The sequence below is a fragment of the Jatrophihabitans fulvus genome (assembly GCF_054781375.1).
This window is the reverse complement of the sequence record NZ_BAAGUN010000003.1, coordinates 376,101-401,067: the sequence shown is the minus strand read 5'-3', so window position 1 is coordinate 401,067 and position 24,967 is coordinate 376,101. Positions and strand designations below refer to the sequence as shown.

Genomic DNA, 24,967 nt, shown 5'->3' with positions numbered 1-24,967 from the left:
CGGTACTTGTCACCGCGACATGCGGACGACCGCGCCGCTGCCGGGCACGGGCGAGGCCGAGTTGATGCTCACGTACAGCTCGCCGTGCCGTCCGACGGCCAGGCCGCCGGGCAGCGGGAGGTGCCCACCGCCGTAACGGTGCTGGTGCGTCGGGTGATCGCCGTCCACCCGGACGACGTCACCGGGAGGCGCGGACGGCCCGTTGTTCGCGAACATCTCGGTCGCCCAGAAATCGCCGTGCCGGTCGAACGCGCAGGCAGTGATCGTCGTGAGCCCCGTGGCCCAGAGCTCCGGAACCGTCGGGTAGTTCGCGTCGGGGTCGACTCGCCAGACGGACGCCTGGCCGGCGCCGGCGATGATGTTGAGGGTGCCGACGTAGAGCATGCCGTCGGGCCCCATGGCGACGCACGTGGGCGTGGCGTCGCGGGTCAGCGGTGGCGTCTCGTTCGGGATGTACGCGATCACCCGCACGGCGCCGTTGCGCATGACCTCGGAGACCGTGTTGGCGCCGGCGTCGGCGACGAAGGTGCGGGTCCGCGTGTAATGCCGCGCGTACCCGTGTTCGTGTCCGTGCCGGTGCGTCCGGGTGACCAGCACGCCGTACGGGTTCGAGTCGGGGAAGTCGTCGGGGAACAGGTCGTGGTGGTCGGCCGTCCACCGGTAGTTCTGGTCGCCGACATTTGCGCGGTCGTGCGCATGTCCCGTCCGGCGGTTCAGGGTGAACAGGTGGCCCGCCTGCCTCGCGTGAAGGGCACCCCCGCTCTCGTGCGCGATTCCCTTCTGCGAGAGCGACATGATCATGCTGACGGGGCAACCGCCGTGCTCGCACCCGCGCCCGGTCGTGGACAACCCCTCCGGCCCGAGGACGTCAGGGCCGCCCGGGCCCTCGGTCGCGTACGCCGACTGGAAGCCCGTCGACCAGACGCGCTGCCAGGTGCGCATGCGGTACTTGCTGACGCGGCCGGTCTCGGTGAGCCCGGCGTCTCCGCTGCCGACGCGGCCCGATTCGGCGACGTACAGGTTGCCCCGGTGGTCCAGGGTGACGCCGCGCGGTGCGTCGAGCCCGCGGACGACCGTGGTGATCCTGAGATGGTGGTCGCGATCCGGTGGATGGGCCGTGGCCGGCGGGGCGGCGAGGGTGGCGGCTCCGATCATCAGGGTGCCCGCCAGGGCAGCCCGCAGTACTGTGCGCGACAACGACATGCTCGACCTCCGCGGTCTCGGCTGCTGGGCCACCGGGCGGAGGCCCACGAGGTTCCGAGCCTGGACCCGCTACGGCGGCAGCCGACCGGTCGTTGTGCTCACGCAGGCCGTGCCTCGTCCCCGCCCTGCCGGGACGTGATCGGCAACAGCTGTGTCAGGGCACGACCACGACCGGGCAGGTCGCGTGGGCGCTCACCGCCCGGCTGACCGACCCGATGTGCAGGCCGGTGAAGCCGCCGCTGCCCCGTCGCCCGACGACGAGCAGGTTCGCCTTCTTCGCCGCGTCGAGCAGACGCTGCGCCGTCGGACCCTGCAGCACACGGATCGCGAGGTCCGCGGGCCGGTGCTCGCCGAACACGGCGTCCACCGCGGCGACGACGGACTTCTCGACCTCCGGATGCGGCTCGTACAGCGGCGGCAGCGCGCTCCACCCGTAGGTCGTCGGGAACTCCCACACGCCGATGACGGTGATCACGCCGCCCCCACGAGCAGCCGCCTCCCCCGCCCAGCGCAGCGCCCGCTGCGACTCGGCCGAGCCGTCGACGCCGACCACGATGCGCGGTCCCGTGCTGTCGGCCGGTCCGGTGCCGGTGCCGGCGGTGGTGGTGGTGTCGTTCATCGTTCCTCCCGTGGCGATCGCGTTCCCGCCGCACGTCCGTGCCGCGCCTTCGACCCTCGCCGCTCGGGACGGGCCTGCGCAGGGGCGTCCTGCCCGGGACCCTCGGGAGTGACGACCACGTGACCCGGGCCCGACGCCGGTGGCCCGTCATCCCTCCGGCCGCACACCGAGGGCGTCGAGCTCGAGCAGGATGTCGTCGACGAGCCGCCACGGATCGCCCATCGTGTCCACGTCCGCGAGCACCCCGACGGTGACGCGTCCGGCGTAACTGATGACGGACACCCCCAGACCCAGATCGCCGGACTCGGGCGGCCACCCGATCGTCCCGGCGAGCTCGTGGCCGAGGACCGACAGCGGCGTGCGGGGGCCGACCACGTCGGTGACCACCACGCTGGACTTCGACGCGAACGCGCCCACGACGACCTGTTCCGCGCGGTACCGCAAACGCCCCGTGAGCTCCAGGATGCGGAAGGACACCGTCGCCTCGCTCGACCGCTTCAGCGCCCTCGTCCGCTGCCGCACCAGGGACACGCGGTGCTGCGGCAGGTCCTCGCTCACCGGCAGCGTCACGTAGACCAGCCCGAAGGCGTTGCCCAGCCCGGCCGGGTCGAGGCCCAGCGGCACGCGCAAATCGACGGGCAGCACCGCCCGGACGTCCTGGGCACGGCCGTCCGTGCGCGCCAGGTGACGTCGCAGGGCGCCGCTGAGGGCGGCGAGGACGAGGTCGTTGACGGTCGCGTCGGCCTCGTGCGCCGCGGCCCGCATCCGCGCCAACGGCAGCGGCACGCTCCACGCGACGGCCTTCCTCGGCCCGGCGCGACCGCGCAGCGAGGTGCGTGCGTCGGCGCGCATGGTCAGCAACTCCCGCAGCGCGTCCGCGCGCGCGACGACGTCGGCGACGGCGTTGCGCTGCACCGCCGGCCGGCGCCGCGACGCCAGGGCCGCCTGCGTCGCGCTGTCGAGGGCGTCCGCGTCGTCGGACAGCGTCGTCAGCACGCGGAACAGCGCCACGCCGTCGGCGACGCAGTGATGGACACGGCTCACGATCGCCGATCCGGTCCCGAGCCCGTCGACGAACCAGACCTCCCACGGCGGCCGGTCACGGACCATGGGCTGCGAGACCAGCTCACCGGCCAGCCGGGCCAGCGCGACCACATCGCCGGGCTCGTCGAGCGTGACCCGGCGGATGTGGTGCGCGACGTCGAAGTGCGGGTCGTCCTGCCAGCGCGGACCGCGCCACGTGTCGACGACGCGGTGCCGGAACCGCGGGTAGGCCGACACGACACGCTCGACCCAGCGTTGGCGCAGCGCCTCCCAGTCGAGGGGTTCGTCGAACCAGAGGACGGTCGGCACGACCAGCCGGTTCGATCGCCGGTCCATGTGGAACCACGCGGCGTCGGCAGGGCTCAGCGGCTCGTCGGTCACGGGTCACCCTCCCGTCGGCGTCGCCGGTGTCGCGCACGCCGCCCGTCGCGTCAGCGCCGTGAGGGCCGACCGGATGCCGTCGACGACGACGTCGGCGTCCGGCACGGACCCGAGGTCGTAGGTGATCCCGAACGAGAGTGTCGCCGCGTACGTCGTCACCGCGACCCCCACCCGGATCCGGTCGCCGATGGGCACGTACGGGTGGAGCGCGAGCAGCTCCCGCCCCAGTACGCGCACGACACGGTCGGGCCCCGGGACGTTCGTGGTGACCGTCGTGATGATCCGCTGCGGCAGCGCGCCGTACGCGCGCACGGCGGTGTTCACGAGCGCGTGCGGCACGTGCGCCAGTACCGATCCGGTCATGCTCCCGCCGTCCGCCTCGCCCGAGCCCTTCGCGCGCCGGACACGCGCGCGCACCGCGTCGAGAGTGGTGACCGGGTCGGCGAACCCGAGCGGCAGGTCGACCAGCATCGCCGCCACCCGGTTGCCCTGGGCGACGCTGGCCGCGGCGTTGTCACGTCCGCGCACAGACACGGGCACGAGGCTGCGGACGTCGGCGGGGGCCCCGCCGCGAGCGAGGACGAGCCGGCGCAGCCCCTGTGCCACCGCGGCCAGGACGACGTCGTTGACCGTGCCTCCCAGCGCGGTCCGGATCTCCTCGACCTGCGCCATCGGGACGGCGTGGGAGCGGTAGCCGCGCTCCGGGCCGAGCGCTCCGCTGATGGGCGTCCGCGCGGCGGGACGCAGCGCGGACACGGCGAATCCCGCGAGCCCGCGCACCCCCGACACCACGGCAGCGGGACGCGGCCGCCACGCGGCGATCCCCGTGGGCCGGTGCCCGTTCGCGGCGGCGGGCTGCTCGTCCCGATCGGCCGCGTCCGCCAGGATGTCGAGCATCCGCCGGGCCCCCCGCCCGTCGACCAGGCTGTGGTGCAGTTTCCACACCAGAGCCCAGCGGTCGTGCGCCAGGCCCTCGACCAGGTGCACCTCCCACAACGGACGCCCCGGCGGCAGCGGCGCGGACATCACGTCGCCGACGAGCTCGTCGAGCTCCCGCTCGCTGCCCGGTGTCGGGACGGCGTGCCGGTGGACGTGCCGGCCGATGTCGAACGTGGGGTCCGGTTCCTACACCGGCCGCGCGAGCCCGAACGCGGGACGGCGCAGCCGCATGCCGTACCGCGGCGCCTGCCGCAGCAGCCGCGCGTGCCGGGCGGCGAGCTCCGTCCTCGTCGGGGCCGTCCCGCCGAACACGCCGACCGCGCCCAGGTGCAGGGGGGTCGACGGGGTCTCCAGGCCGAGGAACGCCGCGTCCAGGACCGTCAGTCGTTCCACGCGTAGCGCTCCGTCCGGCCGGGCACGAGGGACACCGTGCCGCAGCCAGCGTCCGGCCGTCGCCCGTCCCGTCCCCAGGGCCGTCCGGCCGGGACGTCCCGGTCACCGTCCTGGCCGCACCCGCCCGTACGGCCCTGCGGGCCGTGGGCCGGCGGCGCGCAGCATCGAGCACGACGCCCGCCGGGCCGCTGGGCGGCTGGGCCGCCGAAGGGAAAGGGATCGCGCCATGACGCTCACCAACCGGACCCGCCACCGCCACGTGCGCATCGGAGGACCTCCGCGCGGCACGCCGGGCGGGCGGGTGACCGCGGCGCCACGGTCCGGGCACTCGCTCGGGCTGCCGTCGGCGACCGCGCTCGTGATCGGCAGCATCATCGGCACCGGCGTGTTCACCATGCCGGCGGTGCTCGCCGAGGCCGGCACCGCCTCGATCGTCACGCTCGGCGTGATCTCGGTGGGCGCGCTGCTGCTCGGACTGCTGTTCGGGCAACTGACGAAACGCGTGCCGAACAGCGAGGGCGGGCTATACGCCTACGCCCGCCACGAGTTCGGCGACTTCGCCGGCTACCTCACCGCCTGGTGCTACTGGATCACCGCCTGGGCCGGCAACGCGGCGATCGTGTCGTCGTGGGTGCTGTACGTCGAGTCGCTGTTCGGCATCGACAACCCCACGGCCTGGACGAACTTCGGCATCGCCCTCGTCGGGCTGTGGATCCCGGCCGCCGTCAACCTCGTCGGCGTCAAGCAGATGGCGTGGTTCCAGAACGTCTCGGTCGTGCTCAAGTTCGTCCCGTTGCTGTTCGTCGGCGTGGTCGGCTGGTTCTGGGCGTCGACCGCGAACTTCGGCCCGTTCAACGCCTCCGGCGGCAGCCTGTACGACGGCGTCGGCATCGCCGCCGGGGTGGCCCTGTTCTCCTTCATCGGCGTCGAGTGCGCGTCCATCGCCGCAGGACGGGTGCGCGACCCGCGACGCAACGTCGGCCGTGCCTCCGTGCTCGGCACCGCCGCGAGCGCACTGCTGTACGTGCTGGTGAGCGCCGCGGTCATGGGCCTCGTCGCGCACGACCAGCTCGTCGGCAACGGCGCCCCGTTCGTCGACGCGTTCGAGACGATGTTCGGCACCGCCACCTGGGTCGGCAAGCTGATCGCCGCCGTCGCCGTCGTCTCCGGTATCGGCGCGCTCAACGGATGGACGCTGGTCACGGCGGAGATGCCGTACGCCGCCGCCAAGGACGACCTCTTCCCGCCGCAGTTCGCCGCCACCAACGAGGCGGGCGTGCCCGCGTTCGGCATCGTGGTCTCGACCGCGCTCGCCTCCGCGCTGATGGCCTGGTCGTACGGCACGTCGACCGGTCTGACCGTGTTCACCTACCTCGTCGGCCTGTCGGTGGTCACCGTCGCGATCCCCTACTTCTTCTCCGCCTGCGCCCAGCTGGCGTACCTCGTGTCCCGCCGCCGGCGGGTCGCCGGGTGGGCGCTGGCCCGCGACCTGGCGATCGCCGCGACCGGCGGCCTCTTCGCGCTGTGGGTCACGTTCGCCAGCGGCTACCAGGCGGTGTACCAGGCGGTGCTGCTGCTGCTCGCCGGCATTCCGCTGTACTCCGTGCTGAAGGCGCGGCGGGAACGTCTCGGACAGGTCGCGGAACCGCGCGACCACCCGTCCGCGGTCACACCGTGAGCGGCGCGCCCGCGGTCGCTTCCGAGGTCGGAAGGCTCCGCGAGGTCGTGGTGCACCGGCCGGGCCTCGAGCTGTCGCGGCTGACGCCGTCGAACTGCCGCGACCTGCTCTTCGACGACGTGCTCAGGGCCGAACGCGCCCGCGAGGAGCACGACGTGTTCACCACGCTGCTGCGTGACCGGGACGTCGAGGTGCTGCAGTTCGGGACCCTGCTCGCCGAGACGATGCGCGACGCCGAGGCGCGGGCGTTCGTGCTCGACCGGGTCTGCACCGGACGCGCACTCGGGCCCGCGCTCGCCCACGAGGTGAGAGCACTGCTCGCCGACGCCGACCCGGAGGCGCTGGCCGACCTGCTCGTCGGCGGCGTCACCCGCGCCGACCTCTCGCCGCTGCGCATCGCCAGCCTGCGCTGGCGCACCCTCGACGTCGAGGACTTCGTGCTGCCGCCGCTGCCGAACACCCTGTTCCAGCGCGACAACGCGGCGTGGATCCAGACCGGCGTGAGCATCAACCCGATGGCCAAACCGGCCCGGCGGCGCGAGTCGGTGCACACCCGCGCGGTGCTGAACTTCCACCCGCGGTTCCGCGACGCCACGTTCGAGCGCTGGTACGGCGACGACGACGCCGACCACCAGCCGGCGACGCTGGAGGGCGGCGACGTCCACGTGCTCGGGCGCGGGACGGTGCTGATCGGCATGGGCGAACGCACCACGCCCATGGCCGTCGAGCTGCTCGCGCGGGCGCTGTTCCGCGGCGGGCAGGTCGAGCGCGTCATCGCGGTCGAACTGCCCCGCTCGCATGCCTTCATGCACCTGGACACGGTGCTGACGATGGTCGACCTCGACACGTTCGTCCGCTTCCCCGGCCTCGACCCCGCCGCGCTGCGCAGCTGGCTCGTCACCCCGGCCGATCCGCTCGAGGTGGTCGAGCGCGCCGACGCGGGCCTGCACGTCGAGCACCGCGACGACCTGTTCGCCATGATCGCCGAGTCGCTCGGGCGCGACAAGATCCGGGTGCTGTGTGCCCTCGAGGACGCCCGCGCGGCCGAGCGCGAGCAGTGGGACGACGCCAACAACTTCCTCGCGCTCGCTCCGGGTGTCGTCGTCGGCTACGAGCGCAACACGGTCACCAACACGATGCTGCGCGACCACGGCATCGAGGTGCTGCCCATTCCCGGCAGCGAGCTCGGTCGCGGCCGCGGCGGTGCCCGGTGCATGACCTGCCCCGTCCGCCGCGACGGCATCTGACCCACCCACCACGCGAGAGGACGACCCGTGAACCACCGCAGCCCGGGATGCCTGCTGAAGGAAGTCGACCTGACCCGCCCCGAGTTCCTCGGCCTCGTCGCCCTCGCCGCCCGCCTGAAGGCCGAGAAGCGCGAGGGCCGCGAGGTACCCACGCTGCGCGGCCGTTCGATCGCCCTCGTGTTCGAGAAGAACTCGACCCGCACCCGCTGCGCCTTCGAGGTGGCCGCGTACGACCAGGGCGCGCACGTCACCTACATCGGCCCGGACGGCAGCCATCTCGGTATCAAGGAGTCGGCGCGCGACACCGCACGCGTCCTCGGCCGGATGTACGACGGCATCGAATACCGCGGATTCGCGCAAACGACGGTCGAGGAACTCGCCGACCATGCCGGAGTGCCGGTGTGGAACGGGTTGACCGACGAGTGGCACCCGACCCAGTCGCTCGCCGACGTGCTCACCCTCACCGAGCACGTGGCCAAACCGATCGAGCGGATGTCGCTGACCTACCTGGGAGACGGGAGGAACAACGTCGCGCGGTCGCTGCTCGTGACAGGTGCGTTGCTCGGTATGGACGTCCGCATCGGCGCGCCGGCGACCCTCCAGCCGCCGGGCGACGTGGTCGCCGCCGCACGGCAGCGGGCGGCCGACAGCGGAGCCCGGCTGCTGGTCACCGACGACGTCGCAGCCGCCGTGCGCGACGCCGATGCCGTGTACACCGACGTGTGGGTCAGCATGGGCGAGGCTCCCGAGACGTGGGACGTCCGGGTCGAGCAGTTGCGCGACTACCGCGTCACCGAGGACGTCATGGCGCAGGCAGCGCCCGGCGCGATCTTCCTGCATTGCCTGCCCGCGTTGCACGACACGGCGACGGTCGCGGGGGAACTCGCCGAGAAGCGTTACGGGCTGCACGGCGTCGAGGTGACCGACGGCGTCTTCGAGTCCCCCCGCTCCGTGGTGTTCGACCAGGCCGAGAACCGGCTGCACACCATCAAGGCCGTGATGGTCCAGGCGCTCGCCGGCCGGAGGTGACGGCGTGCGCATCGTGGTCGCGCTCGGCGGCAACGCGCTGCTCGAGCGCGGCGAGCGTCCTGACGCGGACGTGCAGCGCCGCCACGTCGCGCGGGCCGCCGCGGCCCTCGCACCGCTCGCTCGGCGGCACCAGCTGCTCGTCTGCCACGGCAACGGCCCGCAGATCGGGCTGCTCGCGCTCGAGAGCGCCGCCGACCGCTCGCTGTCGGCGCCCTACCCCTTGGACGTCCTCAACGGCCAGACGCAGGGAATGATCGGCTACTGGCTGGTGCAGGAGCTGCGCAACGCCGGCGTCACCGCGCCCGTGGCGGCGGTCGTCACGCAGACCGTCGTCGACGGAGACGACCCGGCCTTCGGGTCGCCCACCAAGTTCATCGGCCCGGTCTACGACGCGGACACCGCCCGCCGGCTCGCCGCGCGGCACGGCTGGACGGTCCGCCCCGACGGCGACCGCTGGCGGCGCGTGGTGCCGTCCCCCGCGCCGTTGCGCGTCGTCGAGCAGGCTGCGGCGGCGCAGCTGCTCGACGCCGGTGCCGTCGTCGTTCTGGGCGGTGGCGGCGGTGTTCCCGTCGTCGAGGACGGCGGCAGGCTGCGCGGCGTCGACGCGGTCGTCGACAAGGACGCCACCGCATCGCTGCTCGCCCGGCAGCTGCGGGCCGACCGCCTGCTCGTGCTCACCGACGTCCCGGCGCTCATGGCCGGTTTCGGCACCGCCGACGCGCGGCCGGTGCCCGTGCTGGGAGTGGACGACATCGGCGACGACGACTACCCCGCCGGGTCGATGGGCCCGAAGGTGACCGCGTGCCGCGACTTCACGGCGGCCACCGGGAACCCCAGCGCGATCGGCGGTCTCGACGACGCGCCGCACCTGCTGGACGGCACGCGCGGCACCGCGATCGTCCCCGGTGCGCAGCCGGCGGCCGCCGTCGCGGCGCCGCCCCCGTAAAGCCCGGCCGCTCGGGGACGCGTCCCGGCGGCGCGAGGCCGCTCGACCTGGACCGGCCCGTTCGCGACGGCGCAGAGTGGACGGAACGACGGACTCCGGCACCCCGTCGGGTGCCGGTGCGCGGGCGCAGGCGGCTATCCCCCGTACGCCGTCTGCGCCCCCGCGGCTCGGTTGGTCCTTCCTACCGACGACGACCTCAGAGAGCGCCGGCAGCGCGCAGGAGCAGCAGGGCGGGCAGAACCCGTTCGCCGCACGACACCAACAGGGCTTCGTCGTCGTCGGTGAAGGGCCGTTCGGGGACGAAACGGATGAGCGCCATGCCGCCCACGACGGCGTCGCCGTGGACGACCGGCACTCCCAGCACGGCACGGATGCGCAGGCGCGCGAGGAAGTCGACCTGCGTCGCCGAGGCCTCCACGGGTGGTGTCTGCTCGCTGACCTGCCACCGGCGGGGTCGGCGGTTCGCGACGACGTCGCGCCACAGCCCGACATCGGCCGGTTGCGTGGTGCGCTTGGTGACCTCGGCGATCTCGAGCGCGCGTTCCGGGTCGGCGTCGTGCGAGGCGACGGGCGTCATGCGGGTGCCGTCCGCCGAGCACATCCGGATGCTGACCGCGTCACCCGTCGCGACGGCCAGGGTCTCGGCGATGTCGTCGAGCAGGCCGGCGGCCGCGTCGACACACGCATCGTCGACCCGACCCAACAGCCATGCCCGGGTCACCCCCGCGTCCACCGCGTCAGGAAACCATGCCTGCTTCGGGCGTGGCAGCCGCGACCCGCGATCTGTCACGGATTGCCGTGGCGCGTGACGCCGCTCTGACTCGGCGGCGCCACGCGCCCGGTTCCGGCGGCTCCCCCGATCCGCCGGATTCCCCCGTGGGTCCAGCATGAGGCGGGAGGCGACGGGATCGCAGGGTCGGCGGACCCGCAACCGCCGTGCCTCTGGGCCCACACCGGGCGACGAAACGGACACACGCGGGGTGCCCGGTCGCTCACGGACGCGGGGCGGGCAGCGGGCGGCGCGGGCGCAGCCGTTCGCCGCGACCGGCGGCGCCCGCCGACTCGAGCAGCAGGCGGCGTTCGGCGGCGTCCACCGCGCGACGCGTGCGGTGCACGGCGTCCGGGTTCACCGACACCGACGTGATCCCGAGGCCCACCAGCAGGTCGGCGTACTCCGCCCGGTCCGACGGCGCCTGTCCGCACAGCGAGGTGGTCAGCCCGGCCTGCTGCGCCTGGTGCACGATGCGCGTGACCGTGTCGACGACCGCCGGGTCGGCCTCGTCGAACAGCTCCCGGCAGCGGGCGGAGTCGCGGTCGACACCGAGCACGAGCTGGGTGAGGTCGTTGCTGCCGATCGAGACGCCCTCGACGCCCAGCCCAGCCCACGTCGGGATCCAGTACGCCGCCGACGGGACCTCGGCCATCGCCCACACCGGCATGTCGCGCAGGCCCGGGTGCCGCCGGACCACGTCCATCACCGCCGCGAGCTCCCAGCCGGTGCGCACGAACGGCACCATCAGCCGCAGGTTCGGCGTCGCGGCCGCGACCGCGGCGAGGACGTCGAGCTCGAGTCCGAACACCTCCGGCTGCTCGAGGTAGCGGTAGCAGCCGCGGAACCCGATCATCGGGTTGGCCTCGACCGGCTCGAAACGGTCGCCACCCTCGAGGCCACGGAACTCGTTGGTGCGGAAGTCGATCGCGCGGTAGACGACGGGCCGCGGCGCGAACGCGCGGGTCACGCGGCCGAGGGCCTCGACCATCGCGTCGACGAACCGCTGCGACTGCCCGCGTTCGAGCAGCAATCGTGGGTGCACGCCCGCGAGGGCGTCGGTGACCATGAACTCGGCGCGCAGCAGCCCGACGCCGTCGACGTCCATCGCGGCGACCTGTTCGGCCCGGTCCGCGACGGCCAGGTTCGCGTACACGCGCGTCGCGGTCGTGGCCGGGTTCATGGCCTGGTTCATGGCCGGGGTCGTGGCGTGGCCGGTCGGCGCCGCTGCCGGCGCGGAGGGGCGGAGCAGCTCCCCCGCGTAGGGCGGGTGATCGCCCTCCCGTCCGGCCCCGTCGGCCGTGGCCGGCGCCGGTTCCGGTTCGGCGGCGCGGACCTCGCCGGAGACCCCGTCGACCTCGACGAGATCACCGTCGTGCAGGACGACCGTCGCCGAACCCGCTGCCACGACGCAGGGCAGCCCGAGCTCGCGGCCGATGATGGCCGCGTGGCAGGTCAGGCCGCCCTGGTCGGTGATCAGGGCGGCGGCGCGGCGCATCGCCGGCAGCCAGTCGGGACTCGTCATCGGCGCGACGAGCACCTCGCCGGGACGCAGGGTCCGCCCCTGCTCCGGTGTCGACAGCACGCGCGCACGTCCGCGCCCGCGGTGCGGGCTGGCACCGACGCCCCGTGCCAGCACCCGTCCCGGCCGTGCGGCGGGCGCGGACGGCGTCGTCGCTGTCGTCGGCGCCGGCGGCGCCGGCGGCGCCGCAGGTGCCGCAGGTGCCGTCGCCAGGGTCGTGATCGGGCGCGCCTGCACGAGCCAGAGCCGCTCGGTGTCCTTGGCCCACTCGATGTCCTGCGGCGTGCCGTAGTGCCGCTCGACGCGCTCGGCGAGCGTCGCGATCTCGGAGACCTCGTCGGCGTGCAGCACCGGGCGCGCGCGTTGCTCGGTCGCCACCGGCACCGCGCGGGCCTCGCCATGGTCGCCGTGCCGCAGCGCGAAGGTCTGGTGACCGGTGCGGGCCTCGAGGACCTCGAACGTCCGCTTGTGCACGTGCCAGGTGTCGGGGTCGACCCGTCCGCCGACGATCGCCTCGCCGTACCCGCGCACCGCCTCGACGACCATCACGTCGTCGCGGCCGCTGACCGGGTCGACCGTGAAGACGACACCGGCCCGCTCCGCGGCCACCATGCGTTGCACGACCACCGCGATCGATGGCATCACCTGCGCTTCCGTCTGCGCGGCCTGGGCCCGGTAGTCGACGGCCCGCTCGCCGAAGACCGACGCCCAGCAGTCGCGGATGCGTTCGTGCAGCTGCGCGACGCCGACGACGTCGATGTACGACTCGTTCATCCCGGCGAACGACGCGGCGGCGGAATCCTCGGCCGCGGCGGACGAGCGGACGGCGACGGCCGCGGTGCCGGACGGGTCGAGGGCGCGGTAGGCGGCGTCGAGCTCGGCCGCCAGGTCGGCCGGGATCGCCACGTGTCGCACGAGGTCGCGGGCGCGCTCTGCCGCCGCGGCGCGCGACGGCCCGTCCGCGCCGCGCAGCGCCTCGCCGAGCTGCTCGAGATCGTGCTCGGCGCCCGAGCGCGCCAGCGCGTCGAGACAGGCCGCGACCGTGACCACGAACCCGTCCGGGACCGGGAAACCGGCCCGGGTCAGCTCACCGAGATTCGCCCCCTTGCCCCCGGCCACCGCATCGTCCGCGCGACCGAACTCGACCAACTGCCCGACGTGCGTCCCCATGCCGACACCTCCGTCCGTCACGGGCCCGTCCGGACCCGCCGTCCCCACCCTCGACCCGCGCTGCCCTCGCCGGCAGGGCCCTCACGCGGCCCCTCGCCGGGTGACGTCCCGCCACCGCGAGGCCGTTCGCCCCGGGCCGGTACCGCACGGACGACGCACGCTCGATCCGAGGCCGGCGCCGCCGGCCGTGGCAGGAGGACCCGGTGAGCGACACGGCGGTCGAGCCCCGACGACGCGAGCGCACGCGGCGCGCCGCCGTGCAGCGCGCCGTGCAGCGGGCGGTGCAGCAGGCGGTGCTCGCGCCGTCGGTGCACAACACGCAGCCGTGGCGCTTCGAGCTGTACGACGACCACGTCGACCTCGTCGCGGACACCTCGCGGTCGCTGCGCGTGCTCGACCCTCGCCGCCGCCAGCTGACGATCAGCTGCGGCTGCGCGTTGCTGAACCTGCGGGCGTCCCTCGCGGCCGACCAGGTCGCCGCCGAGGTCATCCGGTTCCCCGACCGCACGAGACCCACCCTGCTGGCGCGCGTCAGCCCTCTTCGCGACGGCGGCCCGGAAGCGGACGAGCAGTGCCTCGCCGCCGACGGCGACGCCGCGCTGGCCACGCTCGCCCCGGCCGTCGCCGAGCGTCGCACCGTTCGACGGGCGCTGTCCGTGGACCCGATGCCGCCCTCGCTGTTGGCGGACCTGGTGCGGGACGCGCGCGCGAAGGGTGCCGGTCTGGCGCTCGTCGCCCGCGAGGACCAGCGCGCGGGCGTGGCGGCCGTCGGACGGCTGGCCGACGACATCGAGACCGAGGACGAGGCCTACCGGACCGAGCTCGAGAGGTGGGTGACCGACGATCCCCGGCGACGCGACGGCGTACCGCTCGCGGACGTGCCGAGCTTCCGCCCGTCCGGCGTGGGGCGACACGAGTCGGAGTTCCCGCTGCGTGCCTACGACGCGCGGGGCGTCGGCCGGCTGCCGTCGATCGTCCGCCCTGACGCGAACCAGCATCTGCTGGTGCTCTGGACCGACGAGGACGACCCGCACTCGTGGTTGCGCGCGGGCGAGGCGCTGGAGCGGGTCTGGCTGCGACTCACGCTCCACGGGTACGGCGTCGTCCCCGTGACCCAGCCCGTCGAGGTGCGCGGCTGCTACGCGTTGCTGCGTCGCGTGCTGTCGACGCCCGGCCACCCCCACCTTCTGCTGCGGGTGGGCCGGGCGGCGCCCGTGCCCGCCACGCCCCGCCGGGCGCTCGACGACGTCGTCGAGCGCCTGCCACCGATCCCGACCGCCCGGCGCCGCGGCGCCCCGGCCCACTGGAGTGCACTGACATGACCACCGGATCTCTCGACCGCCCCGCCACCCGCCCGCAGGCCGGCGTCCGCCAGATGCGTGCCGCCGTCGTGCGCGAGCTCGGCGGCCCGATGCGGGTCGAGCACGTGCCCGTCCCCCGTCCCGCCGAGGGCGAGGTGCTCGTCCGCATGGAGGCGAGCGGGTTGTGCCACACCGACCTGCACGCGGCCGCCGGCGACTGGGCCGCCCGCCCGACCGTGCCCTTCGTCCCCGGCCACGAGGGCGTCGGGCGCATCGAGCAGGTCGGGCCCGGGGTGGCCGACCGGCACGTCGGTCAGCGCGTGGCCATCGCGTGGCTGGGTGGCGCCTGCGGCCAGTGCCGGGCGTGCATCGGTGGGTGGGAGACCCTGTGCGAGCACCAGGTCAACTCGGGGTTCTCCCGCGACGGCGCGCTCGCCGAGTACGCCGTCGTCCGGGAGCACTTCGCGACGCCCGTGCCCGACGCGGTGACGTCCGTGGACGCGGCGCCGCTCACCTGCGCCGGCGTCACCACCTACAAGGCGGTGAAGGTCGCCGGGGTACGGCCGGGCGAGACCGTCGCCGTCTTCGGCATCGGCGGCCTGGGCCACCTCGCCGTGCAGTACGCGCGCCTCGCGGGGGCGTTCGTCATCGCCGTGGACGTGCGGCCCGACAAGCTGGCGCTGGCGATCGAGCTGGGCGCCGACCACGTCGTCGACGCGGCGCAGCACGACCCGGCCGAGATCATCGCCGGGCTCGGCGGCGCCGACGTCGCCCTCGCCCTGACCGCCACGGCGGCGTCGTTCCGGCAGGCCTACCGCTCGCTGCGCCGGGGCGGCCGGCTGGTGGCGGTCGGACTGCCCGGCGGTGATGCCGAGCTCCCGGTCCCGATCGTCGACCTCGTGCTGGGCGGCCGGACGGTGCTCGGCTCGATCGTCGGCACCCGCAACGATCTCGCCGACGTGTTCGCGCTGCACGCCGCCGGGCGCACCCGCGTCATCACCCAGCGCCGCGACCTCGACGAGGTGGGGGCGGCGGCCGCGGACCTGCTCGCGGGGCGCGTCGAGGCCCGCGTCGTGTTCGGGTTCGGGTCATGACCCGTACGCAGCCGCACGCGGTGGCGCGGTCGAGCCTGGTGGCGCGGACGATGGCCGTCGCCCTGGGATCGGGCGACGACGTCAGCACGGTCTCGTGGGTCGCCGCCGACGCGGTGGCCGGTGTCGACGACGTGCACCTCGTGCGTCCCTACCTGCCGTTGCAGCTGGACGGGTGCACCTGGCAGCTGGTCGAGGACGCGCAGGGCCGGCGCCGCCGCACGGCCGCCCGCGAGCTGGCCGCCGCGACGAGCCTGCTGCACCGGCTCGCGCCGGGCCTGGGCGTCACCGGGTCGGTGGTCGCCGGCCTGCCGTCGGACGTGCTGCGCGAGCTGTCGCACGTCGTCGACCTGCTGGTCGTCGGCGCCGACGCGGACGACCCGGGCGTGGACGGGCCCGCGCCGTCCTGTCCGGTGGTTCGGGTGCCGGTGGGTGCCCCGCTGCGCCCGGGGGCGCCGATCGTCCTCGCGCTCGGCGACGCCGGTGTCTCGCGCCCGGCGTTCGAGCTGGCCGCGGAGTGGGCACTGCGTCGCGGCGTGACGCTCGTCGTGTCGGCACGGTGGTCGTCGGTGAGCCCGCGCCGGGACGTCGGCACGACCTGGCTGGCCGACCGCCAACAGAGTTTGGATCTCCAACTCTCGTCGTGGGGCAACGGCCGCACCCTGCCGCCGATCGCCGTGCGCATCGACACCGAGAACCACCGTCACGACCCCGAGTTCGACGACGCCGCCGTCGTCGTGGTCGACGCCGGCGACGCGTCGCTGGTCCGCGGCGTGCGCACGCCGACCGTGCTCGTCTGACGGACGCCTCCGACGGACACCTTTCGTCCGCGGTCACCCGACCGCGGCGGTCACAGGTCCCGTCCGTCCAGTTGCTCGACGAGGACGTCCGCCAGCCGCCGGCGTCGCGAGCTGGGTGTGGCAGGCGCCCGGCCGATGCGCAGCAGCACCTGCGGCCACTGCTGCATCCGCAGTTCGAGCCGCAGCTGCGACCGGGCCGACGGCACCTCGGTCACCTGGGTGAGCGGGCTGGTCTGCAGCCCGAACCGGTCGACCTCGAGCAGGACGCGTTCGAGCGCCTCTCCCGAGCGCAACCACGCCTCGTGCGAGTCGCCGACGGTGGTGAGCAGCACCAGCGTCTGCAGCATCGACGAGTGCGTCCCGCCGGGCAGGTATCCCTCGCCGCGGGTGTCGAAGTCGCGGATGGGCACCTCGTCGTGCGCGCTGCCGTCGACGTGCGGTACGACCAGCGGACGCACCCCGTCGAGGCTGTCCGGCGCGTCCGAGGTCCACCGGCGCAGCTCCGCGCGGTAGGCGGGGTTGAGGTTCTCGATGTCGTCGGCGTGCTGGCTGAGGGTGGCGACCGTCAGGCGGTCGTCCGCCGTGTCGATCACGGCCAGGTCGGCGCCCTCGGCCACCGCGGCGGCGCGCAGCACCTCGAGCACCGACTCGGGCACCGCCTCGTCGACGAAGCGGCGGCGGTTCGTGGCCCTGGTGCTCACGTAGGGGTCCAGTTCGGCCAGCGCGGGCGCGACCTCGCCCCGCGGGGCGAGCGAGACGACGGCGGCCAGGTCGGGGTGCCGCCGGTCGGGGAAGCGTTCGACCGTCACGGCCATGCCGTCGTGGGCGAGCGACACCCGGGCGTTGAAGAGGGCGGCGCCCAGGCTGATCATGAGCTGCCGGCCCGACGCGTCGAGCACGTGCAGCTGCCGGTCACGGTCGGCCACGACGTGCAGCGCGTCCGGGCGCAGGACGAAGCGCCACGGTTGCGTGTTGTGCACCGAGGGCGCGAGCGTCGCGCGCAGGGCGGCGCGGCGCAGTGCCTGCACCCGGGCGGCGGCGTCGGGTGGGCTCGAGGTCGTGGGGGTCATGGCGGGTGTTCCGATCCTGGTCAGGCCCGTGGGGGCACGAGAGGGCGCCGCCGCTGGTCGTGGGCGGCGGTCCGTTCCATGAGCCGCCGGTAGTCGGCGCCGCTCATCGCGCCGCTGACGACGCGGCGTTCCGGCGTCCGGGTCCGGCGGGAGGTGTCCCGGGACGGCGTCCCGGGCCTCCGGTCGTCCAACGCGCAGAGGGCGGCGACGTAGAGCGCGTAGACGCACGCGGCGAGGACGAGGATCCCGACGATCACGGCTCTGCTCCCTCCGTCCGGGTCACCCCTCCAGTGCACGACACACGGCTCTCCCGGATCAGGGGCCATGGCACCGGCGGTCCCGGGACCCGTCCCGTGACTCACGGTGCGTCGGTCGGGACCCACCACCGCACACGGGTGCCGCCGCGCCGCCCCGTGTCGAATTCGCACGTGCCGCCGCGATGCGCGGCCCGCGCACGCAGGTTCGCGATGCCGCTGCGGCGGGCCGGGGCCGACGCCATGCCGATGCCGTCGTCCTCGACGGTGACGGTCACGCCGGCGCGGTCGACGGCGACGTCGACGGACGCGTCCGAGGCCGCGGCGTGCTTCGCGACGTTGGTGAGCGCCTCACGCACCACGGCGAGCGCGTCGGCGGCGACGTCCGGACGCAGCACGACGTCGACGAGACCGCTGAAGGTGACGTGCGGGGCGAACCCGAGCGCCGGGGTGAGGTCGGAGGCGAGCTCGAGCAGGGCGTGACGCAGCCCGTCCGCGTCGTCCTGCGGCGCCGGCTCCCGCAAGCCGAAGATCGTCGTGCGGATGCGCCGGATCGTGCGGTCGACGTCGGCCACGCACTCCCGCGCGCGGGCGGCGCGATCGGGATCGTCACGCAACCGGGCCGCCAGCCCCTGGATGCGGACGCCGACCGCGAACAGCTCCTGGATGACGTGGTCGTGCAGGTCGCGCGCGATGCGGTCGCGTTCCTCCAGCAGCATGGCCCGTTGGGCGGCGGCCCGGGTATCGGCCAGCTCGAGGGCCACGCTCGCGTGCGACGCGAAGCCGGCGGTCATCGCGAGGTCGATGTCGGTGAACGGCCGGCGACCGCGACGACGGGCCAGGCTGATGACGCCACGCACGGTGTCGTCGCCGCGCAGCGGCACCAGCATGAGCGGCCCCGCGTCGAGCGCGCGCATGAGGTAGGAGTTGCGTTCGGACGGTTGGTCCTCCGCGGACTCGAAGAGCATCGGATCGCCGCTCTGCACCGTGAGGCCCGACAGCGTCTGCTCCACCCGGAACTGGCGTCCGAGCAGCTGGTCGGCGCCGAGCCCGAGGGCCTGCTCGACGGCCAGGGTGCCCCGGTCCCGGTCGAGCAGCGCGACGGTGACGAGGTCGCCGTCGCCGATCTCGATGGCGCGGCGCGCGATCAGGCGCAGCGGGTCCTCACCCGTGTCGCGCAGCAGCTGCTGGCCGATCTCGAGGGACGCCGCGAGCCACTCCTGCTGGCGACGGGACTCCTCGAACAGGCGCGCGTTGCTGATGGCGTTGCCGGCTGTGACGGCGAGGGCGACGACCAGCTGTTCGTCGGCGGCGGTGAACTCCCCCGCCGCGCTGTCGGTCAGGTAGAGGTTGCCGAACACCTCGCCGGCCACGTGCACCGGGACGCCGAGGAACGAGTCCATCGGCGGGTGGTGGTCGGGGAACCCGACCGAGCGCGCGTCGTCCGTGATGTGACGAAGGCGGATCGGCCGCGGGTCCTGGACGAGCGCACCGAGCAGACCGCGGCCGCGCGGCAGCGGACCCATGGCGGCGGCCTGCTCGTCGGTCACGCCGACGTGCACGAACTGTTCGAGCCGGCCGTCCGTGCCGATGACGCCCAGCGCGCCGTAGCGGGCGTGCACGAGCCGGCACGCGGACTCGACGATGCGCCGCAGCGTCGTCTCCAGCGAGACGCTCTGGACGTCCTCGATCGCGGACAGCAGCGCCTGTAGCCGGTCCTGCACCTGCCGGACGTGTTCCGATCCCTCGTCCTCGCCGTCGATGACGGCGCCGAGGTCGAGCGGCGGGTGGTGCGGTTCCGGGCCGGTCACGACGGGGTCCCGACGTGGCAAGGTCCATGGCCACTGGGGGCCACCGGCGGCCCCGACCAGGGTCGCTGCATGGCACCGGAACGCATCCTCGTCGGCCTCGACGGTTCGGCCGCGTCGTGGCAGGCACTGGAGTGGGCCGCGCACCACGCCCGGCGCACCGCCCGGCACCTGCTCGCGGTGCACGTGGCCCGCGACGAGGCCGCGGCAGCGGCGGCGACCGAGGTGCGGCACCGGGCGAGCGCGATGCTTGACCGTCTCGGCGTCGAGGGCCGCGCGGACGTCGTCGTCGGCGATCCGTCCCGGGTGATGTCCGAGGTCGCCGCCACCGCGACCTCGAGCGTGCTGGGCCGCAGCCGGCGGCGCACCGCCCCGGCCCGCATCGGGTCGGTGACGCACACCCTGATGTCGCGGTCGTCCGTGCCGGTGATCGTCGTCCCCGGGCGGGACGACCGCCGGCCCCGGACGACCGACGGGCCGGTGGTGCTGGCCGCCTCCCCCACCCGCGGCGGCCTGGCGGCCATGCGCTTCGCCTGCGCGGAGGCGGGTCGTGCGGGGGTGGAGCTCGTGGCGCTGCGCGCGTGGAGCGACCAGTCGGTCACGTTCGGGTACGTCGGCGGTCTGCCGCTGCTGCCCATGGACAGCGAGACCGGGGAGCTGGCCGCACTCTCGGTCGTCGTGGGCACGGCGGCCGAGGAGTTCCCCGACGTCCGGGTGACCGAACGGTTCGTCGACACGCCCGTCGAGACGGCGTTGCGCCGCGCGGGCCGCCGCGCGTCGCTCGTCGTGCTCGGGTGCCGGCGCGAGTCGACGCACTGGCTCTCGCGCACCGGTCCGCTGACGTCGTGGGCGACGCGGCACCTGCCGTGCCCGGTGGCCGCCGTCCCCGTGCCGGTGCCGGCGGCGCCCGAGCCGGTGTGACCGCGCTCAGTCGATCTCGCGGTCACGGCGGGCCTCCGCCCCGAACACGGCCGCCTGCGTGCGGCGCTCCATCCCCAGCTTGCCGAGCAGCGACGACACGTAGTTCTTGACCGTCTTCTCGGCCAGGAACAGCCGGTCGCCGATCTGCCGGTTCGTCAGGCCGTCCGCCATCAGGTCGAGCACGTCGCGTTCGCGCGCGGTCAACTGGTTGAGCCGGTGCTGCGTCGGCGACCCCTTGCGGACGCGCTCGAGCACCTGCGAGATGACCGACGGCTCGATCAGCGACCGCCCCCGCGCGACCTGCTTGATCGCGTCGACGAGGTCGGCGGTGCCGACCTCCTTCAGCACGTAGCCGGACGCGCCCGCCAGCACCGAGGCCAGCACGGCGTCGTGGTCGTCGAACGAGGTCAGGATCAGGCAGTAGGTGCTCGGTGACGCGGCACGGATGTCGCGGCACACGTCGATGCCGTTGCCGTCGGGCAGCCGGGCGTCGAGCACGGCGACGTGCGGGCGGCAGGCCAGCACGCGCGGCAGCGTCTCGGCCGCGGTGCGCGCCTCGCCGACCACCTCGAACTCCGGAACGGTCTCGAGGAGCTCGCCGATGCCGCGACGCACCACCTCGTGGTCGTCGAGCAGGAAGATGCGGACGACATTGCCGGCGTCGCCGGTGTCGCCGGTGTCGCCGGCGTCACCGGTGTCTCCGGTCTCGGTGGTGTCGGTGGTGCTGTCGAGTGTCTCGTCGGTCATCGTGGCCAGCCTCTCCCCGCCGGACGACGCGGCGGGACAACGGTAACGGGGGACGGGCGCCCGCGGACGCCGCGGCGGGACGGTCCGGGTGACAGGCCCGCCGCGAGCGGGCGGTCCGGCACGTGGGGTGGGGTCCCGGCCGGATCCGGGACCGTCCGGGACGACACCGGTCGGACGTCCGTCGGTTCCTCGCCCGGCACGACCGACGATGGCGGTGGGACCGAACGAGGGAGCACGCCATGGGTGAGGGCATCACCGGCCGGCACGTCACCGGCCAGCACATCACCGTCGACGTGGAGGTCACCGGCAGCGTCCGCCGGGCCGGGTTCCACGTCCCCGCCGGCCACCTGCCGGCCGAGGCCAGGGCGCGAGCGGTCGAGCAGTTGTTCCGCCATCCGGACGTCCGGGCGGGCGAGCACGTGACGGTCGCCGTCCCGCTCGGCGACTCCCAGCTGCTGGAGGAGCTGCGCGGCCGGGCGCGGGCCTACCGGACGCACGCGGCGGGCGCCACGTGCATCGTCGATCTCGACCTTCCCGGCGACGGCGACGACGCCGGGTGACCGGACGGGGCCGCGCGCGGGGTCGTTCACGCTGTCGTACACGGCACCGTCCTCGAGCACGAGCAGCCGGTCGGCGTGCGCGGTGACCGCGGCACGGTGCGTGGCGAGCAGCACCGTCCGTCCCGCGGCGAGCCGTTCGAGCGTCGCCACCACGTGGGCCTCGGTGGCGGCGTCGAGGTGCGCGGTCGGCTCGTCCAGCACGAGGACGGCCGGGTCCGAGAGCACCGCGCGCGCGAGCAGCAACCGCTGCCGCTCCCCGCCGCTGAGCTCGCGGCCGTCGACACCCACACGGGTCTGCCACCGCTCGGGCAACGTCGCGACCAGGGGGGTGAGGCCGGCGGCCACCGCGACGGCGTCGAGATCGGCGTCGGTCGCGTCGGGGCGCACCAGCCGCAGGTTCTCGGCCAGCGTCGCGTCGAAGACGTGGTCGCCCTGCAGCGACCCGGCCACCAGCTCGGCCCGCCGCGCCGGCACGAGCCGGGCGACGTCGACGAACGTCGCCCCGTCGCGGACCGACACCGTCCCCCGGCGCAGCGGCGTCAGTCCCAGCACGCCGGCGAGCAGGGTCGTCTTGCCGCTGCCGCTGGCACCGGCGAGGGCGGTGCAGGTGGCGGTGGCCAGGTCGATCGTCACGTCGCGGGCCACCGGCTCGACACCCGCGGCGGGGGCCACCGTCACGTGCCGCATCCGCAGCGCGACGTCGTCGCGCGTGCCGACCGGTGCGTCCTCGGACGTGCCCGGCGCGGGAAGGTCCGGTTGCCGGCCGGTCACGGCGGCCACGCGCGCCGACGCGGCCCGCGCACGCCGCCACGCGACGGCCGCCCGCGGCCACTGCCCGATCGCGTCCGAGGCGACCAACCCGGCGGCCACGAGCAGTCCCACGGTCTCGATCCCGCTGCCACCGCGGACGGCGGCCGCACCGGCCGCGACGAGCGCGGGCAGCGCCACCGCCGCGACCAGGTCGGTCGCCGCCGCGCCCAAGGCGCCGTCCAGGTCGGCGCGGCGTGACCGGCGCGCGACCCGACGCTCGGCGTCGGACACCCGCCGCAGCGCGTCCGCTGTCGCGCCGTAGGCCTGCAGTTCCTCCAGGCCCTCGACGAGGGACGCGACCTCGCGGTCGCGCGCACCGGCCGCCGCGGCGGCGGACTCGGCGGACCGTCCGCCGGACCCGGCGAGGACGGCCGCGGCGGCCGCCACGGTGACGACCGCGCCGCCCACCACCCATCCCGCCACCGGCGAGACGGCGGCGGCGAGGACGATGCCGCCGGCAGCGCCCAGGGCCGCCCCGGCCGACGGCACGATCGCGCGCACCAGCGCGTCCTGCACGCCGTCGACGTCCGCGACGAAGCGCCGCAGCAGATCACCGCGTCCCAGATCCGGCAGCCCGCCGCGGCGCACCGCGCCGAACACCGCGACCCGGGACGCGGCGAGGGCGCGCAGCGCGGCGTCGTGGCCGCGCAGCCGTTCGAGGTAACGGGCGATCGGACGGGCGATCGCGCACGCCCGCACCGCCACCACGCCCACCGCGAGCGCCTGCACCCCGGGGTGGGTGGAGGCCCGCAGGATCAGCCACATCGACGCGGCCATCAGCCCGAGCCCCGCCAGCGCCGAGGCGGCGGACCATGTGATCGCAGCCCCCGCCGGACGCAGCGCCCCGGCGCCGGTCAGCAGCGACCGCAGCGACGGCGCGCGCGGTGCGGGCGGCGGTGGCCCCGGCAGCACGTCCGCCGGGCGGCGGTGGCCCGTCACGGCGGCGACCGCGACAGGGGCGGTGGCGCGCGGGCGGGGCACGGCGTGCCGCCGCTCGGCCGCGAGGACCCGGCCGTCGGCGAGCGTGACGACGTCGTCGGCCAGGGCGGCGACGGCCGCGCTGTGGGAGGCGACGACGACCGTCGCGCGGCGGTCGAGCGTGCGGACGACGTCCGCGACGACCCGCTCGGTGCCGGGGTCGAGGTCCTCGCTGGGCTCGTCGAGCAGCACGAGCGGACGCCCGCCGGCCCGCGCCACCGCCTCGGTGCGCAGCACCGCCCGCGCCAGCGCGATGCGCCGTCGCTGGCCGGCGGAGACACCGTGGCCGTCCTCGGCGAGCACCGTGTGCGGCGGCGGCGCGGCGCACCGGCGGCACACGTCGGCGACGTCGGCGTCCGTGGCTTGCGGGTCGCCGAGCCGCACCTCGTCCCCGACCGTCGGGCGGGTCGGGCGGGGGCGCTGCGGCAGCCAGGCGACCTGCGCCCGCCAGGCGTCCGCGTCGGCTGCGTCGGCTGCGTCGGCTGCGGTGGCCGCGTCGAGCGGGTGCGTGCCGGCCGTCACGCGCCCCGACGTCGGGGCGAGGACACCGCGCAGCAGCGCCAGCACGGTGCTCTTGCCCGCCCCGCTCGCACCGACCAGCGCGGTCACCGCTCCGGCGCGCAGCCGCAGGTCGACCCGGTCGAGCGCGGGCTCCGGCCGGCCGGGATGCTGCACGGTCACCGCGTCGAGCACGAGATCGCCGTCGGACGGTGGCCCGCCGTCGGACGGTTCCTCCCCGCCGGTGCGGCCGGTCGGGGCGGTGGTCTGCAGCAGCGCCGCCACCGGTGCCACCGCCTCGGCGCCGTCCTGCGCCGCGTGGTGCTCGGTGCCGGCGGCGCGCAGCGGCGCGAACAACTCCGGAGCGAGCAGCAGCACCACCAGCGCGGTCGAGAGCGGCACCGCGCCCGACACCAGGCGCAACCCGACCTCGACCGCGACGACGGCGACCGACAGGGTGGTGATCAGGTCGAGGGCGGCGCCGGACAGGAAGACGACGCGCAGCTCGGCGAGCGTGTGCCGCCGCAGCTGCTCGCCGCTGTGGGCGAGGTCGCGCTGCCGTTCGGCGTCGCGGCCGTAGGCCCGCAGCGTCACCAGGCCGCGCAGCGTGTCGACGAAGCGGCCGCCGAGCCGGGTGAGCTGCTCGTGTCGCCGCGCCACGCGGTCGCGGGTAGTCACCCCGATCAGCACCATGAACAGGGGCACGAGCGGCAGCAGCACGAACAGCACGACGCCGCTGCGCCAGTCGGCCCAGGTGACGGCCGCCAGCACCACGCCCGGCACCACGCCGGCGCTGACGCGAGCGGGCCAGGCGCGGGCGACGAACCCGTCCATCCCGTCCAGCCCGGGGCCGCAGGCCTGCGCGACGGCGGCCGGGTCGGCCACGCCCTCCGGGCGGACCGCCACCGCCGACAGCGCGGCACCGCGCAGCTCCGCGCGGATGCGGACGGACGCCCGGGCGGCCGTGTACGACCCGATCGCCGTCACCACGCCTCGCAGCGCGAGCACACCGGCGAGCAGGGCCAGGGCGGCGACCGGCACGACGTGCGGGCCGGTCACGGCGTCGGTCACCACCGCGGACAGCAGCGCCGCCTGGGCGACGACCAGCGCGGCGGTCAGCATCGCGACGATCGCCATCGCGGGCACCAGCCGGCGGGCCGTCCGCGAGGCACGCAGCAGCACGCGACGC

General features: G+C 75.1%; 19 protein-coding genes and 1 pseudogene. 8 read left to right on the top strand and 12 right to left on the bottom strand.

Annotated elements, in window-relative coordinates:
- Positions 1-9 precede the first annotated feature (9 nt).
- The 5 genes and pseudogenes from ACYVP9_RS13825 to ACYVP9_RS13805 form a co-directional block, all read right to left on the bottom strand.
- Positions 10-1,203 carry a ScyD/ScyE family protein gene (locus ACYVP9_RS13825; protein ID WP_460605440.1) on the bottom strand — a complete coding sequence of 398 codons (1,194 nt, stop codon included), beginning with the start codon at positions 1,201-1,203 and terminating at the stop codon, positions 10-12.
- 154 nt (positions 1,204-1,357) lie between these two features.
- Positions 1,358-1,822: a universal stress protein gene (locus tag ACYVP9_RS13820; protein ID WP_460605439.1), complete on the bottom strand. Its 465-nt coding sequence runs from the start codon at positions 1,820-1,822 to the stop codon at positions 1,358-1,360.
- A 147-nt stretch (positions 1,823-1,969) separates the two neighbouring features.
- A complete protein-coding gene (locus ACYVP9_RS13815; protein WP_460605438.1) occupies positions 1,970-3,247 on the bottom strand; it encodes a WS/DGAT/MGAT family O-acyltransferase in 1,278 nt (425 codons plus the stop codon).
- A 3-nt stretch (positions 3,248-3,250) separates the two neighbouring features.
- On the bottom strand, positions 3,251-3,727 hold the full coding sequence (locus ACYVP9_RS13810) for a WS/DGAT domain-containing protein (protein ID WP_460605544.1): 477 nt from the start codon (positions 3,725-3,727) through the stop codon (positions 3,251-3,253).
- Between the two features lie 147 nt (positions 3,728-3,874).
- Positions 3,875-4,579 (bottom strand): annotated as a pseudogene (locus ACYVP9_RS13805) (wax ester/triacylglycerol synthase domain-containing protein); the annotation flags it as partial.
- Between the two features lie 226 nt (positions 4,580-4,805).
- On the opposite strand from ACYVP9_RS13805, the gene ACYVP9_RS13800 reads away from it, so the two are divergent.
- From ACYVP9_RS13800 to ACYVP9_RS13785, 4 genes are read left to right on the top strand one after another with little or no spacing between them, the layout of a single operon-like run.
- On the top strand, positions 4,806-6,257 hold the full coding sequence (locus tag ACYVP9_RS13800) for an APC family permease (protein WP_460605437.1): 1,452 nt from the start codon (positions 4,806-4,808) through the stop codon (positions 6,255-6,257).
- On the top strand, positions 6,254-7,504 hold the full coding sequence (locus ACYVP9_RS13795; protein WP_460605436.1) for an arginine deiminase: 1,251 nt from the start codon (positions 6,254-6,256) through the stop codon (positions 7,502-7,504). The genes ACYVP9_RS13800 and ACYVP9_RS13795 overlap by 4 nt, the downstream gene beginning before the upstream one ends.
- A gap of 27 nt (positions 7,505-7,531) precedes the next feature.
- Positions 7,532-8,533 (top strand): ornithine carbamoyltransferase, encoded by a 1,002-nt coding sequence (gene argF, locus ACYVP9_RS13790; RefSeq protein ID WP_460605435.1) that lies wholly within the window; start codon positions 7,532-7,534, stop codon positions 8,531-8,533.
- 4 nt (positions 8,534-8,537) lie between these two features.
- A complete protein-coding gene (locus tag ACYVP9_RS13785) occupies positions 8,538-9,479 on the top strand; it encodes an amino acid kinase family protein (protein WP_460605434.1) in 942 nt (313 codons plus the stop codon).
- A gap of 196 nt (positions 9,480-9,675) precedes the next feature.
- On the opposite strand, the gene ACYVP9_RS13780 is transcribed toward ACYVP9_RS13785, so the two are convergent.
- Positions 9,676-10,212 (bottom strand): GAF domain-containing protein, encoded by a 537-nt coding sequence (locus ACYVP9_RS13780; RefSeq protein ID WP_460605433.1) that lies wholly within the window; start codon positions 10,210-10,212, stop codon positions 9,676-9,678.
- 259 nt (positions 10,213-10,471) lie between these two features.
- A complete protein-coding gene (gene ppsA / locus ACYVP9_RS13775) occupies positions 10,472-12,940 on the bottom strand; it encodes a phosphoenolpyruvate synthase (RefSeq protein ID WP_460605432.1) in 2,469 nt (822 codons plus the stop codon).
- A gap of 203 nt (positions 12,941-13,143) precedes the next feature.
- Between ppsA and ACYVP9_RS13770 the strand changes: the two genes are divergently transcribed.
- From ACYVP9_RS13770 to ACYVP9_RS13760, 3 genes are read left to right on the top strand one after another with little or no spacing between them, the layout of a single operon-like run.
- The gene (locus tag ACYVP9_RS13770; RefSeq protein ID WP_460605431.1) at positions 13,144-14,262 is read left to right on the top strand and encodes an Acg family FMN-binding oxidoreductase; all 1,119 of its coding nucleotides are present in this window, start codon (positions 13,144-13,146) and stop codon (positions 14,260-14,262) included.
- 53 nt (positions 14,263-14,315) lie between these two features.
- A complete protein-coding gene (locus ACYVP9_RS13765) occupies positions 14,316-15,335 on the top strand; it encodes an alcohol dehydrogenase catalytic domain-containing protein (protein ID WP_460605543.1) in 1,020 nt (339 codons plus the stop codon).
- Positions 15,332-16,132 carry a hypothetical protein gene (locus ACYVP9_RS13760; protein WP_460605430.1) on the top strand — a complete coding sequence of 267 codons (801 nt, stop codon included), beginning with the start codon at positions 15,332-15,334 and terminating at the stop codon, positions 16,130-16,132. The genes ACYVP9_RS13765 and ACYVP9_RS13760 overlap by 4 nt, the downstream gene beginning before the upstream one ends.
- Before the next feature lie 50 nt (positions 16,133-16,182).
- On the opposite strand, the gene ACYVP9_RS13755 is transcribed toward ACYVP9_RS13760, so the two are convergent.
- From ACYVP9_RS13755 to ACYVP9_RS13745, 3 genes are all read right to left on the bottom strand, one after another.
- Entirely contained in the window at positions 16,183-17,202 is a 1,020-nt protein-coding gene (locus ACYVP9_RS13755; RefSeq protein WP_460605429.1) for a nitroreductase family protein, read from the bottom strand.
- A 20-nt stretch (positions 17,203-17,222) separates the two neighbouring features.
- Complete coding sequence (locus ACYVP9_RS13750; protein ID WP_460605428.1) at positions 17,223-17,459, bottom strand: hypothetical protein; 237 nt, start codon at positions 17,457-17,459, stop codon at positions 17,223-17,225.
- A 101-nt stretch (positions 17,460-17,560) separates the two neighbouring features.
- Entirely contained in the window at positions 17,561-19,267 is a 1,707-nt protein-coding gene (locus ACYVP9_RS13745; protein ID WP_460605427.1) for a sensor histidine kinase, read from the bottom strand.
- A gap of 69 nt (positions 19,268-19,336) precedes the next feature.
- Here ACYVP9_RS13745 and ACYVP9_RS13740 point away from each other — a divergent pair, with 69 nt between their 5' ends.
- A complete protein-coding gene (locus ACYVP9_RS13740) occupies positions 19,337-20,185 on the top strand; it encodes a universal stress protein (protein ID WP_460605426.1) in 849 nt (282 codons plus the stop codon).
- A gap of 6 nt (positions 20,186-20,191) precedes the next feature.
- On the opposite strand, the gene ACYVP9_RS13735 is transcribed toward ACYVP9_RS13740, so the two are convergent.
- The gene (locus ACYVP9_RS13735; RefSeq protein WP_460605425.1) at positions 20,192-20,932 is read right to left on the bottom strand and encodes a transcriptional regulator; all 741 of its coding nucleotides are present in this window, start codon (positions 20,930-20,932) and stop codon (positions 20,192-20,194) included.
- On the bottom strand, positions 20,929-24,960 hold the full coding sequence (gene cydD, locus ACYVP9_RS13730; protein ID WP_460605424.1) for a thiol reductant ABC exporter subunit CydD: 4,032 nt from the start codon (positions 24,958-24,960) through the stop codon (positions 20,929-20,931). Before cydD ends, ACYVP9_RS13735 begins: the two co-directional genes overlap by 4 nt.
- Positions 24,961-24,967: the final 7 nt, after the last annotated feature.

What these genes read in the sequence shown, in the direction of transcription:
- ACYVP9_RS13740 (WP_460605426.1), top strand. Translation starts at nt 19,337, where the DNA reads ATGGCACCGGAACGCATCCTCGTCGGCCTCGACGGTTCGGCCGCGTCG.
- ACYVP9_RS13825 (WP_460605440.1), bottom strand. Translation starts at nt 1,203, where the DNA reads ATGTCGTTGTCGCGCACAGTACTGCGGGCTGCCCTGGCGGGCACCCTG.
- ACYVP9_RS13735 (WP_460605425.1), bottom strand. Translation starts at nt 20,932, where the DNA reads ATGACCGACGAGACACTCGACAGCACCACCGACACCACCGAGACCGGA.
- ACYVP9_RS13800 (WP_460605437.1), top strand. Translation starts at nt 4,806, where the DNA reads ATGACGCTCACCAACCGGACCCGCCACCGCCACGTGCGCATCGGAGGA.
- ACYVP9_RS13760 (WP_460605430.1), top strand. Translation starts at nt 15,332, where the DNA reads ATGACCCGTACGCAGCCGCACGCGGTGGCGCGGTCGAGCCTGGTGGCG.
- ACYVP9_RS13765 (WP_460605543.1), top strand. Translation starts at nt 14,316, where the DNA reads ATGCGTGCCGCCGTCGTGCGCGAGCTCGGCGGCCCGATGCGGGTCGAG.
- ppsA (WP_460605432.1), bottom strand. Translation starts at nt 12,940, where the DNA reads ATGGGGACGCACGTCGGGCAGTTGGTCGAGTTCGGTCGCGCGGACGAT.
- ACYVP9_RS13755 (WP_460605429.1), bottom strand. Translation starts at nt 17,202, where the DNA reads ATGACCCCCACGACCTCGAGCCCACCCGACGCCGCCGCCCGGGTGCAG.
- ACYVP9_RS13820 (WP_460605439.1), bottom strand. Translation starts at nt 1,822, where the DNA reads ATGAACGACACCACCACCACCGCCGGCACCGGCACCGGACCGGCCGAC.